At 36.6% G+C, this 17360-nt stretch carries 19 protein-coding genes and 1 tRNA gene; 5 read left to right on the top strand and 15 right to left on the bottom strand.

Annotated features, from left to right (window positions below):
• Positions 1 to 4: 4 nt before the first annotated feature.
• From HYB91_RS03415 to HYB91_RS03365, 11 genes are all read right to left on the bottom strand, one after another.
• The gene (locus HYB91_RS03415; protein WP_002675477.1) at positions 5 to 1078 is read right to left on the bottom strand and encodes an ATP--guanido phosphotransferase; all 1074 of its coding nucleotides are present in this window, start codon (positions 1076 to 1078) and stop codon (positions 5 to 7) included.
• Positions 1062 to 1559 carry a UvrB/UvrC motif-containing protein gene (locus HYB91_RS03410; protein ID WP_002675479.1) on the bottom strand — a complete coding sequence of 166 codons (498 nt, stop codon included), beginning with the start codon at positions 1557 to 1559 and terminating at the stop codon, positions 1062 to 1064. The genes HYB91_RS03415 and HYB91_RS03410 overlap by 17 nt, the downstream gene beginning before the upstream one ends.
• On the bottom strand, positions 1556 to 2902 hold the full coding sequence (locus tag HYB91_RS03405; RefSeq protein WP_002668340.1) for an ABC transporter permease: 1347 nt from the start codon (positions 2900 to 2902) through the stop codon (positions 1556 to 1558). The genes HYB91_RS03410 and HYB91_RS03405 overlap by 4 nt, the downstream gene beginning before the upstream one ends.
• On the bottom strand, positions 2899 to 3579 hold the full coding sequence (locus HYB91_RS03400; protein ID WP_002668339.1) for an ABC transporter ATP-binding protein: 681 nt from the start codon (positions 3577 to 3579) through the stop codon (positions 2899 to 2901). The genes HYB91_RS03405 and HYB91_RS03400 overlap by 4 nt, the downstream gene beginning before the upstream one ends.
• Positions 3572 to 4852 carry an ABC transporter permease gene (locus tag HYB91_RS03395; RefSeq protein WP_002675480.1) on the bottom strand — a complete coding sequence of 427 codons (1281 nt, stop codon included), beginning with the start codon at positions 4850 to 4852 and terminating at the stop codon, positions 3572 to 3574. The genes HYB91_RS03400 and HYB91_RS03395 overlap by 8 nt, the downstream gene beginning before the upstream one ends.
• A gap of 1 nt (position 4853) precedes the next feature.
• Positions 4854 to 5537 carry a hypothetical protein gene (locus HYB91_RS03390; RefSeq protein ID WP_002675481.1) on the bottom strand — a complete coding sequence of 228 codons (684 nt, stop codon included), beginning with the start codon at positions 5535 to 5537 and terminating at the stop codon, positions 4854 to 4856.
• Positions 5538 to 6416 carry a signal recognition particle-docking protein FtsY gene (gene ftsY / locus HYB91_RS03385; RefSeq protein ID WP_002675482.1) on the bottom strand — a complete coding sequence of 293 codons (879 nt, stop codon included), beginning with the start codon at positions 6414 to 6416 and terminating at the stop codon, positions 5538 to 5540.
• Positions 6406 to 7974, bottom strand: a complete 1569-nt coding sequence (locus HYB91_RS03380) for a PEGA domain-containing protein (RefSeq protein ID WP_002675484.1) — start codon at positions 7972 to 7974, stop codon at positions 6406 to 6408. Before HYB91_RS03380 ends, ftsY begins: the two co-directional genes overlap by 11 nt.
• Entirely contained in the window at positions 7971 to 8291 is a 321-nt protein-coding gene (locus tag HYB91_RS03375) for a response regulator transcription factor (protein WP_002668331.1), read from the bottom strand. Before HYB91_RS03375 ends, HYB91_RS03380 begins: the two co-directional genes overlap by 4 nt.
• A protein-coding gene (gene prfB, locus HYB91_RS03370) for a peptide chain release factor 2 (protein WP_252508159.1) occupies positions 8288 to 9410 on the bottom strand; the annotation gives its coding sequence in 2 pieces (ribosomal slippage) (positions 8288 to 9343 and positions 9345 to 9410; 1122 coding nt in all). The genes HYB91_RS03375 and prfB overlap by 4 nt, the downstream gene beginning before the upstream one ends.
• A 5-nt stretch (positions 9411 to 9415) precedes the next feature.
• Positions 9416 to 9709: a hypothetical protein gene (locus tag HYB91_RS03365; RefSeq protein WP_002668328.1), complete on the bottom strand. Its 294-nt coding sequence runs from the start codon at positions 9707 to 9709 to the stop codon at positions 9416 to 9418.
• A 109-nt stretch (positions 9710 to 9818) separates the two neighbouring features.
• Between HYB91_RS03365 and HYB91_RS03360 the strand changes: the two genes are divergently transcribed.
• The 3 genes from HYB91_RS03360 to HYB91_RS03350 all read left to right on the top strand — a co-directional run bounded on the left by HYB91_RS03360 (position 9819) and on the right by HYB91_RS03350 (position 13035).
• Positions 9819 to 11222: a TP0584 family protein gene (locus HYB91_RS03360; RefSeq protein ID WP_002675488.1), complete on the top strand. Its 1404-nt coding sequence runs from the start codon at positions 9819 to 9821 to the stop codon at positions 11220 to 11222.
• Between the two features lie 158 nt (positions 11223 to 11380).
• Complete coding sequence (locus tag HYB91_RS03355; RefSeq protein ID WP_002675490.1) at positions 11381 to 12865, top strand: peptide ABC transporter substrate-binding protein; 1485 nt, start codon at positions 11381 to 11383, stop codon at positions 12863 to 12865.
• Between the two features lie 96 nt (positions 12866 to 12961).
• Positions 12962 to 13035: transfer RNA gene (locus HYB91_RS03350), tRNA-Val, on the top strand.
• A gap of 224 nt (positions 13036 to 13259) precedes the next feature.
• Here the strand turns inward: HYB91_RS03350 and HYB91_RS03345 are convergent.
• Both HYB91_RS03345 and HYB91_RS03340 read right to left on the bottom strand, forming a co-directional pair.
• Positions 13260 to 13616: a helix-turn-helix domain-containing protein gene (locus tag HYB91_RS03345; protein ID WP_002668322.1), complete on the bottom strand. Its 357-nt coding sequence runs from the start codon at positions 13614 to 13616 to the stop codon at positions 13260 to 13262.
• On the bottom strand, positions 13585 to 13800 hold the full coding sequence (locus HYB91_RS03340) for a hypothetical protein (protein WP_002674690.1): 216 nt from the start codon (positions 13798 to 13800) through the stop codon (positions 13585 to 13587). The genes HYB91_RS03345 and HYB91_RS03340 overlap by 32 nt, the downstream gene beginning before the upstream one ends.
• A 187-nt stretch (positions 13801 to 13987) precedes the next feature.
• Between HYB91_RS03340 and HYB91_RS03335 the strand changes: the two genes are divergently transcribed.
• Together HYB91_RS03335 and sufU are read left to right on the top strand one after the other, a co-directional pair.
• Positions 13988 to 15190 carry a SufS family cysteine desulfurase gene (locus tag HYB91_RS03335; protein ID WP_002675491.1) on the top strand — a complete coding sequence of 401 codons (1203 nt, stop codon included), beginning with the start codon at positions 13988 to 13990 and terminating at the stop codon, positions 15188 to 15190.
• Positions 15191 to 15224: 34 nt separating this feature from the next.
• Positions 15225 to 15659, top strand: a complete 435-nt coding sequence (gene sufU / locus HYB91_RS03330; RefSeq protein WP_002675492.1) for a Fe-S cluster assembly sulfur transfer protein SufU — start codon at positions 15225 to 15227, stop codon at positions 15657 to 15659.
• Positions 15660 to 15721: 62 nt separating this feature from the next.
• Here sufU and HYB91_RS03325 read toward each other — a convergent pair whose 3' ends face one another.
• Complete coding sequence (locus HYB91_RS03325) at positions 15722 to 16060, bottom strand: hypothetical protein (protein WP_002674683.1); 339 nt, start codon at positions 16058 to 16060, stop codon at positions 15722 to 15724.
• A gap of 33 nt (positions 16061 to 16093) precedes the next feature.
• Positions 16094 to 17305 (bottom strand): ZinT/AdcA family metal-binding protein, encoded by a 1212-nt coding sequence (locus HYB91_RS03320; RefSeq protein WP_002675493.1) that lies wholly within the window; start codon positions 17303 to 17305, stop codon positions 16094 to 16096.
• Positions 17306 to 17360 lie beyond the last annotated feature (55 nt).

Raw genomic sequence — 17360 nt, 5'->3', positions numbered from 1 at the left:
CACCTCACATTATAATTCGGACTTTTGAACAAAGTTCTTGAATGGTACGAGCCCTATATTCTTCTATAGAAAAATCGTTTAAATTTCTATCGGATAAGCCTGTATGACTGTTTAACAATAAAAAAGCAAGATGACCCATTTGGGACTTAAAAATCATCGAGTTGCATTCTTCATTGGTAATACCGGTAATTAAGCCCATATTTAAGCCGAACTTTATTTTAAAAACTATATCGGCAGCTTCCTTAAAATCCATAAGTTTTGCACTTTGAGCTACAGCGAGAACTCTTCTAAGCATATCTTCAACCTTCAATGTATTTTCATTTAGAAAAATTTTTCTCTTCTCTCTTTCAATTTCAATTATGGAATTTACACAGGAAATAAAATCCTCAGTCTGAATCTCTTCATTATCGCCTGCAGATACGTCATTCGAAATCAAAAAAAGAGCCCCTATGGAACTTTTGGAATTCGGCGAGTAGTAACCGGCAACATTAAGATTGTTTTGTTTTGTTAATTCCAAGACTGAACCTAAACAGTTGGAATAAAGGATTCCCGGAAAAGAGCATAAAACCGAGAATTTCAGTCCCGTACCGATTTTCATAAGATTGGAAGTTAAAAAACCCAAGTCTCTATCTTCTGCAAATTTAATTTTTTCTCTCATTTTAAGTTCCATAAATGATGCCCTTGCATATACCTCTTCCGGATCCATTCCGGCAGCAAAAGAAGTTATGTTTATATGGTCTTCAAGGTTCAAGCCTATATAAAGAGAGCCGTTTTCGTGCACCAAAACTGCCTTTTCTATTTTTTCAGGCATATCGGGGAGAATAATCCCTCTTTCTTCAAGCAGCTTAATTGAAAGCGGATCTATTGCTCTAAGTTTTAACTTTTTAAAATAAGAGGAATCGCCCAAAGAGCAAAAAAAAGAAAAAACAAGCGAAACAACGTCAGCAGAGTCGGAAAGATTAATTTTATTTGGAAACAAAAAACCCGATATATTGCGGGCTATATCACAACGGCTGTATAGGACTACGTCGGTATCGGGACCGCTTTCCATATACCAGCCGTCAAATTTTGATATCATGGTTTTTCTCCAAAGCTTTTATCTCATCCCTTAAAGCGGCAGCTCTTTCATAATCTTCTGTTTCGACAGCCTTTTTTAGTTCTTCATGTAATTCTTCAGAAGTATGAGTTTCAAAAAATGTTTCGGGAGACTGATCATCCGTGATAGAGCCCGAATACTTTAGATTTTTTTTCTTTTTTCCCAATATTTCCATAATTTCGGTTTTAAAAAACGAAAAACAGTCTGAGCATCCTATCATTTTTTTAGATTCGATTTCTCTAAAACTTAATCCGCATATAGGACATTGATCCGATTTTCTGCCGCCATCATTATCATTAGATCCAAGTATTTTTGTTATGGAAATATCGATAGTTTCGGAAAACATACCAAATCCAAGTCTTTGCGAGCAAGCCGGACACAGATAAATATTTTTAGTCACACCGTCTGCAACTTGTTCCACAGAAATTTTAGCCTCGTTTAACTTACACATATCACAAATCATAATTTCCTCATAATTTCTATCGGCTTTTCTTTTCCTGCCCGTACTGCAGGAATCAAACACACTACTACCGATAATATTAACATAGAAACGGCTATTGTGTAAAGGTCAAAAAGATTTAATTTTACGGGAATATACTCCAAATAATATGCAGGGTCTAAAAGATGAATTTCAAGAGGTTTTCCGGTACCGCCGGTCCCATAAACGAAGGTATAAAAAAAGTTTTGAATGTGGTTTAAAATCTTTTCTGCATAGGCAAAGATTTCGTTTATATGTATGGCAGCTAAAATTCCTAAGGGCATTCCCAAAATAATTCCGCCTAAGCTCGTTAAAAGACCTGCAAGCAAAAAAGCAAGGCTTATAGACGAGGGATGGGCGCCGGCTGCTTTTAGTATGGCAATTTCCCGCCTTCGCTCCATTACAAGCATAACAATAGCCGACGAAATATTGGCAGAAGCAACCAAGACTATCAAAAACATGATAAAAAGTAAAATATTCTTTGTGGTCTTAAAAGAAGTAAAGGCAGAGCGGTTTAAGTCGGCCCAAGAATATATCGAAAAAGTTTCGGGTAATATCGAGCTTAATTTTAATTGGATAGCCTGCATCTTATCATCATCAAATGGGTCCTTGGTCGAAACCACTATTGAGGTTAAAGAAGAACTCATCGGCATAATCTTCAAGCCCTCCTCCAAAGGAATAAAAACCCACAAGGCATCCAGCTCTTGATAGCCTGAAGATATAAGGCCTGAAATTTTAAATGAACTTACGCGGGGAATTGTTTTACCTTTTTCGTTTTTAGATATGGTTATGATTCTGCATGTATCCCCTACTTTTAAGCCGAGCTTTTCGGCTATGGCTGTTCCCAAAATTGCAGACTTATTATTTTCAAATTCAAGAGAGCCGGATATGACTTTTATAAGATTAAGAGCCCTGATATTTTGAGTAAAGAATTCGGGCTCGACTGCACGGATTGCACCGCCGCTTCTTCCGCTTTTACCTATAACCAAACCGTTTCCCTGCCTCTCAATCCAAGCATTTTCAACAAAGTTTCCCTCATTAAACTCAAGAATTAATGAACGCACATTTTTTTCGGTTTCTGCATTTTTATAGCTTGATATCGACCGCATATTTATAACTTGCAGATGACCCGTTCCAAGCTCGATTGTTCGGGAAGTTATTCCTTGAATCATACCGTCAGATACAACCAAAACAACAATGAGGGGAATTATACTTATGCCTATACCTAAAACGGCACCGAATAAACTTTTGCGGGCATTGGAAACCGTTTTTCCCGAACCTATACCTAAAAATCTAAATGCCATTTTTATAAAGACTAAATTTTTCATACTTCTTCCAAATTGCCCTTATAAAGTTTATAAGAAATATCCGTCATTGATGCGATGTTTTGATCATGGGTAACAAGAACCAAGGTCTTTTTGTGTTTATCGACTACAGAAAATAAAAGGTTTTGAACAGTCTCGGCATTTGCAGGGTCTAGGTTTCCCGTAGGCTCATCAGCAAGAATAAGAGAGGGACTGTTTATCAAAGAGCGGGCAACAGCAACCCTCTGTCTTTCGCCTCCCGACAGCTGAGACGGAAAATGATTTTTGCGTTCGGCTAATTTTACATCCTCCAAAAGGGAGAGAGCCTTTTCCTTTATTTCTTTTTTTGATCTTCCTGCAATAAGGGCGGGAAGCATTACGTTTTCAAGAGCGGTAAAATCTTTTAACAAATAATGGAATTGAAAGACCAAACCTAAAAAGGAACTTCGATATTCGGTGAGAGATTTTTCATCAAGCGAATGAACCTTATAAGAACCTGCAATAATCTCGCCGCTGTCAGCCGATTCAAGACCGCCCAGTATATTTAAAAAGGTACTTTTACCCGAACCGGATTCTCCGGTAATCGAAATCTTTTTCCCTTCTTCAATGGAAAAATTCAGTTTATCGAATATTACAAGTTTTTCACTTGCCGAGGAAAATGTTTTGGTTAAACCGGAAATTAAAACTATATCCTTACTCATAGCGTAATACCTCCGCCGGCTTTAATTTTAGTATCCGTCTCGCAGCTATCATGGCCGCAGCGGATGAAGAAAAAATGCCGAACAAAAAAATCAATAAAATTTCATTAAAAAATATTCTAACCGGAACGGTTTCCATATAAAAATAAACCGGACTAAAAACAGCAAAATCCGCATCGGATGAATTTTGAAACAATATTGACACAAAATTCAAAACCGAATTTACTATATTTTCTATTAAATTAAAAATAGAATTTATTTGAACCGAGAGCAAAAGCCCCAATAAAAGACCGGCACTTGCACCTATCAAGCCTATTGTAAAACCGTTTGCAATAAAAAGGGTCTGTATATGTTTGGAGTAAGCCCCAAGAGAAGCAAGAACGGAAATTTCTTCCCTCCTCTCATAAATTGAACGCCTCATTCCGTTATAAATATTAACCGACACAACCAAAAAAATTAAAATCACCAAAAGCATCATCATATTTTTTTCTATTCTGAGAGCTCCGAAAAAAGCATGATTATAAGTACGCCATGATTCCGCTTTTAAATTAATGGATGAAGCATTTAGGGAAGATATATAGGCAGCATCATTGTTTTGGTTTTGTAGTTTGACGGAGGCATATAGCTTCGATTCTTTTCCGAATAAGTTTTCTCCGTTTTCCAAAGACATAAAGGCAAAAGAAGAATCCACCTCATAATATCCCGTTTTAAAAATACCCGTAACAATTAAATCTTGATTTTCAGGAAAAAGACTTGTTTCGGATGAACCTGACACGGCTATAATATTTACATTATCGCCTACTTTTACACCGAGCTGGCGGGCCAACTCGTAACCCAAAATCACAGAATCTTTTTCCAAGATATTAAAAGAACCGGATGTTATTTTTAAGGCAGAGGCAAGCCCTTTGTCTTTTTGCATTATATCTTCTTCCACCGAACGGATTAAAACGCCATGCTGCTTGCCGTAATTTCCCTGCATCAATGTTTGAGATTCCTGAAAAATAAAAAAAGCCTTATGGAGGTTTAAATTTTCGGCTTCTTTTAGATCTTCTTTTTCGCCGTACAACCTTATATGACCCGAACTAACTTGCAGGATTGTATCTATGTATCCCATTTGAAGACCGTTCATTATCGAGAGAATCACGGTCAAGACCATTACACCGAAGGCAATTCCCAATATGGAAAAAAGAGTCGAGATTGAAGAACGCCCCTTTGTATCTGCGGAATTAAATCTATTTAAAACAAAAAAAATCCATCTACAATTATTCTTTTTCATTTTATGTTTCTTCCTCTACCACACCGACTTCTTTTCCATATTCGAATAAATGAACTATCTTTTTATCCGTCATATATTCCGTGTAAGAAATTTTATTTCCGTTTACAAAGTCGGTTTTAGATTTTGTTTTATTTTCAGGTCCGTATTCATACTTTGAAATATATTCGGTTCCTTCTTTTTTTAAAAACGATTCTATCAATAAATTATTTTCATTATAAGTATAAATATTTTTTTCGAGCTCGTTTTTGCCTTCCGCATCGTAAATGATTTTTTCGGTTTCCATTCTTTTTTGATTATATTTTATTTTGATAAGTTTATCCGATAAAACGACTTCGCAAGATTCAGGATAACCGTCTTTGTAGGTATATGTTTTTTTTTCTATAAGTTTATCTTTTTCATATAAGACGGAAATAAGAGGTCTGCCCTTATCATCCAGTTGTTCAAAAAACCACCTGTCTCCAAAACAGGCCGTAAGCCCGGAGCTTTGGATGGAATAAAATCCCTTATCGGATTCTTCCGGATCTTTTTCGTTTTCGGATAAATTTTTATTTTCGGTTGCAGGCAAATTTTGATCTTCGGTTTCTGTAACAGGAGGGGATTGAACATCAGAATTTTCCGATCCGTCTGCAAAAATAAAAAGAGAGTATAAAATAAAAACAAAACATAATATTTTTTTTAAACTCATTTATATTTTTCCGATAAATTCCTTTACATAGTTTTCAGCCGAAAAAGGAGATATGTTTTCATATTTTTCTCCGGTTCCGACAAAAAGCATGGGAAGGTTAAGCTCTTTTCCTGCCGTAACGGCCACACCGCCCTTCGCCGTAGAATCATACTTTGTTAAAAAGACCGCATCGACTCCTATAGCTTCATGGAAAACTTCAGCCTGTCTTAAACCGTTTTGACCGGTAGTTGTATCCAATACCAATATCTTTTTATAGCAGCCTTCAGAAGCCTTTGTCTTTGCAATCCTGTCGATTTTTTGAAGCTCCCTTACCAAATTATCTTTATTGTGAAGCCGTCCTGCCGTATCTGCAAGGACAAGACCTCCGCCTGATGAAGCCATTGCATCTCCGGCATCAAAGATGACCGCCCCCGGATCTCCCCCATGCTGATGAGCGACAACCCTCACATCATTTTTTTCACCGTGAAATTTCAACTGTTCAATTGCAGCGGCTCTAAAAGTATCTCCGGCCGCCAAAATGATGGGTGTACCGTATTTTTGTTTATAATAATGAGCCATCTTTCCTATTGAAGTTGTTTTGCCGACTCCGTTTACCCCTAAGACAAGATAAATAGAAACCTTGTCTTTCTCCGGAATTAAAGAAGTTACCTTTACATAGGGTAATAAAATATTATAAAGACCGTTTAAAACATCATCTTCAGAAACGAGTTTTTCCTTTTTACATAACTCTTTTAAAGAAGCTTCTATTTCGAGGGCCGTCTTTGCACCTATATCTCCTTCTATCAGAGTATCGGTTAAATCTTCAAAAAAAGATTCTTCCGGACCCTTATATAAACCGAATAGTTTTTTTAATCCGGCAGCAAAACTTTTATTCTTCATTTTTATTCTCCTCATCTTTAATAACCGTATCTTTATCATTAACTACAGTATCTTTATCAGTCTTAACTTCCTCATAAACAGGAACTGAATAATTAGGTTTTATCTTTCGCGGTAAGGCCCTATCAGCCTTCACAAGATAGATTATCAACTGTACAAAATAATTAATGCCCAAAGCAATCGTAACTCCTTGAAGAATATTTTGGGTCAGTACGAGTTTATTTATACGATCTGCTTCGGATTGTGTATAAGGAAGTTTTCCGCTTTTAAAAGCGTATACTTGATCATCTACTTTAGAATTTAAAATCATCGTTATAGGCAGGCTTATGTACAAAGCCCCTAAAGACCAATATAAAATTTTTCGTTGAGTCTCTATCGAATCTTTTACATTTTTTTTGTTTAACTTTATAATCATGTTTTGAACATTTTGAGGAGAAAAAGTGTTATTCTTCGGCTCAAGAACACCGAAAGTATGGACACCATTTTCCTCAAATTCAAAAATAGACTTCATTTTAGGTATAGTTATAATTCCGGGAATACGAATAGAGTATTGGGATTTAAAAAATAAATTGGGAGAAGCACTTTTAAGATTAAAACCGATTGCCATAGATTCTTCTTTTTTTAAATTAATTTTTAGGGTATAGGCATCCTTATTTTTTAATTCCAGTTTTTTTGTTTCTTCAACATAACCTTGAGCAGAAGCTCCTATTTGATAAAATCCTTCACGCAGCGTTATGGGTTTTGAAAAATCCCGTATCAACTCACCGTCAATATAAACCTTTGCATTTTTAGGAGTAACATCAAAAAATACCTTTACCTCTTTTGTATTTTGAATAATCGTGTATATTTGACGCACCATCATTTCTACGACTTTTTCAACATCATCATATCTTCCGGCCCCCGAAAATTCGTGAATCTTCATTCCGGGAATACCCATATCCAAATAAGCGGTTATAACCATATAGTCCGAAATATCTTTTACCGAGCCGTAAATAAGAGCCGAGATATTTTCTTTTTTTAAGTTTTCACCTAGGTCGGCATTTTCAGACATCGTATATAAAGATTCTCCGTACTTCCATAAGTTTATATTTTTAGGATGACTTGAACTAAAAAAACGGGTTTCTTCAATTTTGATATCTATATCGGCTTCATAAATACTTTTTTCTTTTTTTAAAATTTCTTCCGTAAGTTTTTTCTCTTTTTCGTCTTTTATTTTTTTGTCTTCAACCGACAAAAAAAGCTCATCCCTTTCTTTTATAAGTTTTGCCCTGTCTTTTATAAGCCTCAGCTTTTTATTTGAAGCTTCCATCACAGCCCTCATTTTTTTTTCTTCAAAGGGGACTATTCTTTTTGCTCCGGTATCCATGTAGATTAAAAACATTTCAGGCACTATCGTTTTATAACTTTGATAAGAAGAAGGAAGTCCGTCCGTTTTAAATTCCGAAACGGCAATAGTCCAATAGGAATTTTCATCTTCATTTTTTTGTGAAAATAAAAAACAAGCTATAAAAAAAAATGCGAATAAAAAAATAAGTTTTTTCAATTTAAAGGAGAACCTCATAAGCAGATTGTAACTCCTTTTTCCGTAAATGGGCATAATAAAAAATCCGAGGCGCCGCAGATAAGAGCTTTTTCTGCAAGACCTTCATCCCCGATAGAAGAAATAACAACAAATTGAGTATGAGGGCTTTTTTTTCTAAAAGAAGCCGTATCCGTAAAAAGGCTTGAATCAAAAAAAACGAGGCGGACATCTTCATTTGTTAATGTATGCAAAAGCAAAGATTGAGGCAAAATCTTAATTGTTTCGTTTACATGAGAAAGACATATTGCTCTTATATCGGCTGCCAAAAATTCGGATTTGCATACAATACATATCATAGAGAATCGTCCTCATCAATACTCATATCTTCAATCTTTGTATTTAAAAAGCTGTTGATAAATTCGTCTATTTCTCCATCCATTACAGCCTGAATGTTTCCCGTTTCATACTTTGTCCTGTGATCTTTTACCATTGTGTAAGGCTGAAAAACATAGGAACGGATTTGATTGCCCCAAGAAATACCTTTTTTTTCGGCGGCAAACTTCATATTCTCTTTTTCTTTTTGTTCTTCATAATAATTATAAAGCCTGGATTTTAGAACATTCATAGCCGTGGCCCTATTGCTGATTTGGCTCCTTTGAGTTTGGCAGGCTACAACTATTCCGGTTGGAATATGGGTAATACGTACGGCCGAGTCGGTTTTGTTTACGTGCTGACCTCCGGCCCCTCCGGCTCGGTATGTGTCGATACGCAAGTCTTCAGGCCTTATATCCACCTCTATCGTATCATCAAGGACAGGAAAAGCAAAGACCGATGTAAAAGATGTATGCCTCCTGCCGTTGGAATCAAAGGGGCTGATACGCACCAGCCTATGAATCCCCGTTTCGCTTTTTAAAAGGCCGAAGGCAAATTCGCCTGAAATCTGAAATGTTGCAGATTTAATTCCGCCCTCGGCTTCAACAACGTCTATGGTTTCCGTTTTAAAGCCTCTGGACTCGCACCAGCGCAAATACATGCGCACCAGCATACCGGCCCAATCGCAGGCCTCAGTTCCCCCTGCCCCTGCATGAACCGTAAGGTAGGCATCGTTTTTATCGACCTCACCTGAAAGGAGGCTCAATATACTTAATTTTTTATATTTTTCGTAAACCGAGTTATAATTTGAGCCGATTTCTTCAGACAGTTCTTCATTGCCGGATTCTTCCGAAAGCTCCATTAAAACTTCCAAATCGGAAACCTCATCCATAAGCTCCTGCCAAGGATAAATTCTGTTTTTAAGGGCCTTTATCTCGCCCATAATTTTTTCGGCTTTTTTACTGTCATTCCAAAAATCGGGAGCTAAGGTTATAGCTTCTTTTTCGGCTATTTTTGCTTTAACCGCCTCGGGGTCAAAGACGCCCCCAAATATTAGAGATATCGTTTTTTAAGGCTTCTAAATTTGATCTATAGTCTTCCATAAGGTTTAATTCTCCAACTTTTTTGCAGGCGGGCGTACAAGCACCCTCCTCCACTTTTTTTTATAAAGCGTAGTTACGGCAAACACGTCCTGAATAGGATATTGATAAAGGCGGACTATATCATAATAGTCGGTAACTCGGTCTATATCCTGCTTTAATGTAACAAGGCCTTCATCGTTTATTGTTACCGATTCCCAACAGGCATGCTGAACCCGTTCAAAGCCGTTGGCCGTTAGAACTTCTGCGAGATGAGAAGCCGATTCCCTTCCACCCGGATCTATAACAACTGAAACAAACATGTATAACAGAATACGATAAAAGAAGAACTTTGTCAAACCCCTAAGGCCGGTAAAAATCTTTACTTATTATATACTTATACAAAAAGAGAAAAATGCCGATAAGTGGGGTATGGAAAATAGAAAAAACTTTGTTGAGGAACTTTCGGTAATACTTGAAACAAAAAGGAATGAGTTTAACTCTCAAATTCTTCCCAAGGTGAGGGAAAACTACAATATTCAAAGCAGTGCCCTTCACGCAGTCAGAAGCACTCTTTTAAAAAAACGGGTCATCCATGATGATCCTTATAAATATGACAGTAAAATGACTGAGGTTGAAATTCCCAGCAAGGAAAACTTTGCAGACTCGGAAAAGGCTAGCGTTATAGGTACCCGCTTGGCCCATTATGAAACAATGCTGGAATTTGTCAACAATTATTATCAGTTTAATACCGAGTTTTTGACTCCCAAAAGAATTTCCATCCTTCTTGAACTAAACAGTACCTTTATTTGGTCGGATTTTACAAATACATCGAGTCATACAAATACGCGGGCTATAGCCGATATAATAAATAACCTTTTTAAAAGTCCGGACCAATTATCAAGCAGTCTTTTACGGGATTCCGTAGCTCATCTTGGAAAAAGCGAGACCTATATCAATACCCAGCTTAAAAGCCTTTCCATCTTTCACCGTGAAGAATACAAACTTTTAATACGCAGAGAAATTATACCTTCAGTAAAGATAACCAAGGCGGATTGTGCAAATCCTTCAAATATACTAAGGGAAATAAAAAAGATTTTCACCCTAAAGCTCAAAAAAAAGCCTTTTTACACGGATCTTATAGTCGAAATAATCAGAGAAGATTACGGGGATGATTCGGCCATATTACAACAGGAGGTTCTATCCCGCCTTGAAGTCAAACCAAAGGAAAGTTCTTTTGAAAATAAAGAAGTCAACCACAGACCTATTTTAATATCGGGCTTAAGGGTTCTTTCAAATTCCGCTCCTCACTTAAAAGCAGCATTGGAAAAAATAAAATCAAATCAAGATCTCGTTTATAAATCCGAAAATACATTATTTAGAAAAATTGCTGAAATTTTCAGGCAAATTTTAAAATTGGAGCCTCCTGAAAAGCATATAACAATCATTATTACCGATAATATCAATCAAAATACAAAAAAACAAACAATTAACTATTCCGTTTTTGAAAAAGAAGTGCTTCAAAAAATAGCCTTATTCCAAAGTATTTTGATGCCGAATTCGGTTGTCAATCAAAAAATAAAAACAATGCCTAACGAGCTTCTTTTTAACAGCCTTACAAAATACATAAGCGACAGCAATGAAATCCTAAAACAGCTCGGAGGGCTTGACGAATTTTATAAAAACGTAAAACCTGAGCTTAGAAGCAAAATAAGAGGTATTAAGATAGAAATTACAACAATCACAAATTCGATTATAAAGGCAAACCAATACCGGGCCGAATATCAGACTCTCAGCGAAGAAGTAAGCCAAATGAAAAAACTTGGGGTTATCTAAAATATAATCCGATTGAATAATAATAAAAAAAACAATATAATGTCGCTTATATGAAGAATAAACTATTAGCATTATTTTTGTTTTTACTATCCTTTTGTCTGTTTTCACAAGAAGACCAAAAAAAAGAACTGAATATTTCCATAACTTCAGGAATACCAATGCTTCACCCTCATACGGCCTTCGATGCGGGAGAAGCCCAAATCTTAACGGCCCTTTGTGAAGGCCTTTTTGTATATGATCCTTATACATTGCAGCCGGTTCCGGCTCTTGCCGAAAAGTACAGTGTTTCAGGCGGAAGAACGTGGCGTTTTACAATCAGAAAGGATGCAAAATTTGAAAACGGAAAACCCATAACGGCTCAAACCTTTGTCGATTCATGGCTGAATCTTTTAAACCCTGCCGGCAATCATCCATACGCTTCGCTTTTGGACTGCATAGACGGAGCAGCCGATTACCGTAACGGAAAACTAAAAAATAAAAATCAAGTCGGAATAAAAGCCGAAAGCGGGCAAGTTCTTTTAATAACCACAAATACAGAAATTGAGCACCTTCCCAATATTCTATGCCATCATGCCTTTTCAGCAGTTGAAGCCTCTCAGCTTGAAGCGGCCTTAAAATTTTCTAACATAGAAAGAATAGAAAAATTAAGGGACAGCTTTAAACCCATATCAAGCGGTGCCTATAAGATAAAAAAATTTTCCGAAAAAGAGCTGATTTTGGTAAAAAATGAAAATTATTGGGATAAGGATAATGTCCAGATTCCTCAAATAAACCTCTTCCTCGATTTAAGCAAGGAAGAAGCTATAGAAAAATTCAATATAGGGAAGATTCATTGGCTTTCAAGAAGCGATGTGATTTCTAAAATAGGCGATCAGCGTTGTGTAAATATCGACCCTCTTTTTGCAACTGATTATTTTTTCTTTAAGACTTCATCTCCGAATATTAAGGATGCGGAGTTTAGAAAGGCCCTTCTTTTAGCTGTTCCCTATGAGGAATTACGCAATGGTTATCCCATAAAGGCTGAAACTTTGATTTTTCCCCTTGCAGGCTACCCCAAAATTCAGGGTGTAAATGAATATAACCTGCAAAAAGCCCAAGAAATCATAAATAAACTTAATTTAAACGAAGAACAAAAAAAGGTGGTAATTAAAATACCCGAAAATACGTATTATCAAGAATTAGCCGAAATTTTATCGGCTGCATGGTCAAAAATCGGGGTAAAAACCGAAGTTAAGCTTATTTCTTTGAACGCTTATTATAACAGTCTAAAATCAAATGATTACGATTTAGGAACAATCACTTGGATAGGGGACTTCGCAGACCCTCTGGCCTTTTTGGAGATGTTCCGGCCTAATTCCAACCTCAATGACTCGGACTGGAAAAATCAGGAATTTGAAAGAATAATCCTCAAATCCCATGCCGAAAAAGACTTTAAAAAACGATACGAGATGTTGAGCAAGGCAGAAGAGCTCTTGCTGGGAGAGAGCGTGATTATTCCGATATCCTATAGGTTAAGCGTAAATATTATAGATATTTACTCCATAGGCGGCTGGTATTCAAATGCAATAGATATACATCCATTTAAGTTTATAAAATTTATCAAGCCTCAGCCGGTGCCGGGGCTTGTAAAATTAAATAAATAGCTCAAAAAGAAGCGATAAGACTGCGGCAAAAAACTTCATTTTTTTACAAAATATGTATTGACATTTTTTGTGATTTGTAATATTATCCATATCATTGGGCGCTTAGCTCAGCTGGTACGAGCGTCTGGTTTACACCCAGAATGTCGGCGGTTCGATCCCGTCAGCGCCCAATCCTTCCTTTAAAAGCAAAATCAGTCATATTCGTTTAATCTCACGCAAAAGACTTATTATCATTGGAATATTTAGGTAAACTGTTTCGCCTAATCCTCAATATGTAGAAAATATGCTGCAAGGCCGGACAATTCCAATTAAAGAACCTGATAAATGGAATTGTCTATTTCACTGCTATTTTCATATTTTGCGGAGCTGTTATGTTTATTTCCAAGTAAAAATACTATAAGAATTTTTTATAGCTTGTGTTAAATACCTCTCCTAGTTTTTTTGCCATAGCAATACTGATAGGACGGGCACCCCTTTCCATGCCGGAGACATTTTGTACATTAATACAAAGTTTTTCAGCGAGTTGAGCCTGTGTAAGATTGTCACGGTTTCTTAAAAGCTTTAATGTTTTTTGAGGTGTCATATTTTTTTGAATATTTTTAAACCATTCTGTTTCAGTTACCTCTTCATATTCGTCATCTTCATCATACTCAACAGTAACATGGTTGTATTTAGTTTTTACAAAGTTTAATAAATCAGGCGGAATGTCACCTTCAATTTTAATAAGGGGCGTTTTCACGTGAACCAGCATAATAGACCTCCATTTCAATACCTTTTATCGTCTCTTTCCAACATGCAATCCAATGATATGATAAATGACAATGATATTTATTTTTACCTAAAGAACTAAAATTGGACCAAGCCGTTTGTACAGGTCCGGATTCTTTTAAATCAAGTATGAGCTGAGCATATAATTCTTGTTCTTTTTGCGGCATTTTTGCTACAGCCTTTGTGATCCGTTTTTTTTGGATTATCCTATACATATGTAAATTATAATCATTTTTTGATTACTTGTCAAGTCTTACCCTCATCTTAATTCCTTTTCGATCCCCCATTGCTGGACAAAAGGCTTATTTTTATGTAAAATAAAGAGAAATGCGGCTTTAAGGAGCATAGAAATAGATGTACAAAAATGATTTTCCATTGCTTATGCAAAATCCTAACATTCATTATTTGGATTCGGCGGCAACGGCACAGAGGCCAATACCGGTTATAGAAGGCATAAAAGAATATTTTTTACAGTCAAACGGAAATGCGGGACGAGGCTCTCATTCCCTTGCAATAGCCTCTTCTATTTTGGTTGAAGAAACACGAAAAAAAACAGCCGAGTTTATCGGAGCCGACAAAATTGAAAGCATTATCTTTACAAAAAATTCTACCGAGGCTCTCAATATAATTGCCTATTGTTACGGCTTATCACAGCTTAAAAGCGGAGATGAAATTCTATTGGCGGTATCAAACCATCATGCAAACCTCGTACCTTGGCAGTTTGTTGCAAAACAAACGGGGGCTGCCGTAAAATTTATCTATCTTAACAAAAGCGGTACCTTGGACATAAATGACTTTAAGGCTAAACTTTCCTCTAAAACAAAGGTGGTCGCCATCTCAAGCGTGGTAAATGCTACAGGAATTATAAACCCTGTAGAAGAGGTAATAAAACTAGCCCACCAAAACGGAGCCGTTGTTGTGGTTGATGCAGCCCAAGCCATTGCTCACTACAAGCAGGACGTATCAGCCCTTGACTGCGACTTTTTAGTTTTTTCGGGACACAAGATTTTTTCGGACTTCGGTGTCGGGGTTCTTTACGGAAAAAAAGAGCTCTTGGACAAGATGCCGCCTTTTTTATACGGCGGAGATATGATAAACTTTGTTTCAGAAGAATCAAGCGAGTTTAAGGAAGCCCCCTACAAATACGAAGGCGGCACCCACGATACAACTGCCATAGTTTCTCTTAAAAATGCAATAGAATATATCGAAAAAATCGGTTATGACAATATAGAAAAAACCGTAAAAGAATTGGACTCTTATGCTCTTTCGGAATTAAAAAAACTTGATTTTATAGAAACCTACGGCACCGATGCTGAGGAAAGGGCGGGTATAATAGCCTTTAATGTAAAAGATGTGCACTCGCATGACACATCCTACATCTTAAATGAATACGGCGTTATGGTTCGAAGCGGACATCATTGTACGCAACCCCTGATGGCTTACCTAAACATAAATTCATGCTGCCGTGCAAGTTTTTCTATTTTTAATACCAAGGAAGACATAGACGTTATGATCACAGCCTTAAAAAAAGTAAAAAGCGTTTTTTTAAAGGATTAAAAAAACTTAAAAATAATATCGATAAGGAACATAAATGGACATAGATACGATTTATCAGGAAATGATTTTAGAATACTCCCGAAAAAAAGAAAACTGCCGCGAACTTTCCGGCGAAGGAGTAAAGATAGAAAGAGGACATAATCCTTCATGCGGTGATGACCTTACCCTGCTTATCCGGGAAAAAAACGGAATCATAGAAGATGCTTCCTTTTTAGGAAGGGGCTGCGCCATTTCTACGGCTTCTACAAATATGCTGATTGAACTTATAAAAGGAAAAAATGCCGAAGAAGGAAAACGCAAGGTAGAAATATTTTTTAAGATGATGAACGGAAAAGAAATTTCGGAAGAAGAAAAGGAAGAATTGGAAGATGCTCAAATCTTGGAATATTTTGCCGAAATGCCGGCACGTATAAAATGTGCAACTTTAAGCTGGCACAGTGCCGATGTTCTTTTAAACGAAAAAAAATGAGGTTTATTGTAAGGGACAGTGTAAAAAACAAAGTCCCTTTTTTAAAAAAAATCAAGTAAATCTTATTTTTCGATATCGCTTGATTTTACCTTTACCACATGGCCGGGACCTGCATCAAAGATAATTAAAAAGTCTTTTACCTTGATATCGGCGTACTTAATTGTTATCTCGCCATTTTTATCAAGCTTGGTCTTAATTATAACCTTCTTTTTTGCATCTTTTTCCTTAGGATTTTCGATTCGAATTTCTACACCTTCAGCAGATGAACCGTCGGTAAAACCGCCCTCACAGGTAAAAGTTCCGTCACCGTTATCATAACAGTGCAATATCGGGGCATGAGCAAACAAAAGAGCTGCTCCCAATACTAAAAAACAAATAAAGATAGCTGTTCTTTTTTTCATTTTTATTCTCTCCTATAAAAAGTCTCAATACAATTATTTTTCAACAATACCTTTTAAAATCTTGCGGCAAGATTTTTCAACTCTCTCTGCAATCATTTTGTTTGGTGTATTTGCAGGTATACATGTAGGCTTCTCTTTAATTTTGGAAAAATCGGCATCATTCATACCATACCAAAAATGGAAATGTAAAGGATTTCCTCCTGCACTCGTAAGAGAAATTGTCTTAAACATTCCTGCATCTTTTTTATCAGTTACCACAGCAAGCAATCCGGGCTTGGAGGCATTTTCAGCAGTTCTCTTATAAGCAGCTCGATGAATTTCTTTTCCGTCCTTATAGACTACAAATTCGTTCTTACCGTCTTCGGTAACAAATTCGATATGAGTATAAAGATCTGTCGTGCCGTATACTTTTTTCATTTCGGCAATAATTTCAGCTTTTGTAAAATCTCCGCCCTTAGGATTTTTACCGGCAAATTCTTTAATGATTTTGTTATAAGCGGCATTAACCTCAGCACTTGTGTTGTCATAAATTAAAGAGCTATTCATCCATTTTCCTTCTTTTGCATAAGGCTCAAAGGGAGATTTTGGGAACATGCCCGCAACAGCTCCTATGGTATCTTTAAAATTCTTTACAAGTTCTTCTTTTGTCATTGAAGCAGACACATAGGTAGGCCACCACATAGGATCTGCTTTTACCAATGCGTCAATACCGGATCCGCCTGTTCTTACATGCCAATGGAGCAGCCCCCCTTCGGAATCTTGATGCGGAGGAAAACAGATAATATATTTTGCCATAGTAAGGCCGCGTACATTTTTTACGGCTTCAAAAGTTTCCCAGTAATATCCGTCATAACCTATAACAGGCACCTTTCCCTTGTAAACATACTCGGAAGAAATTTCTTTTTCTTTTCCATCAGCATCTTTTACGGTAAACACAACAGTGTTTGTTCCGTCAAATTTTATCTTTGAAAATGATGTTCTATACATTCCTTCAACAGCCAATTTGAAACCTTCAACGGTATAGTTTTCCATTTTGGCGGCCGCTTCTTTGTATACAGGATTTAAAGAAGGATCATTTTTTGCGGAATCCAGCGAAACCCATTCACCTTTCCATGCGGCAAGTTCTTTACCGGGTTCAATTTTCATGCCTCCGATTGTGTTAGGCATCGACTTACATGCAGTAAAAGTAACCGCAAGAACCATCAAAACTAATACAAGTTTTGCACCGAAATTTTTCGTAGACATAGTAACCTCCTTATGTCAAAATAAGGTATTATCAAATATTGATAAACTTAATAAA

Source organism: Treponema sp. B152, from assembly GCF_024181665.1.
GTDB classification, from domain to species: domain Bacteria; phylum Spirochaetota; class Spirochaetia; order Treponematales; family Treponemataceae; genus Treponema_B; species Treponema_B denticola.
This window is presented reverse-complemented; position numbering and strand designations above follow the sequence as displayed.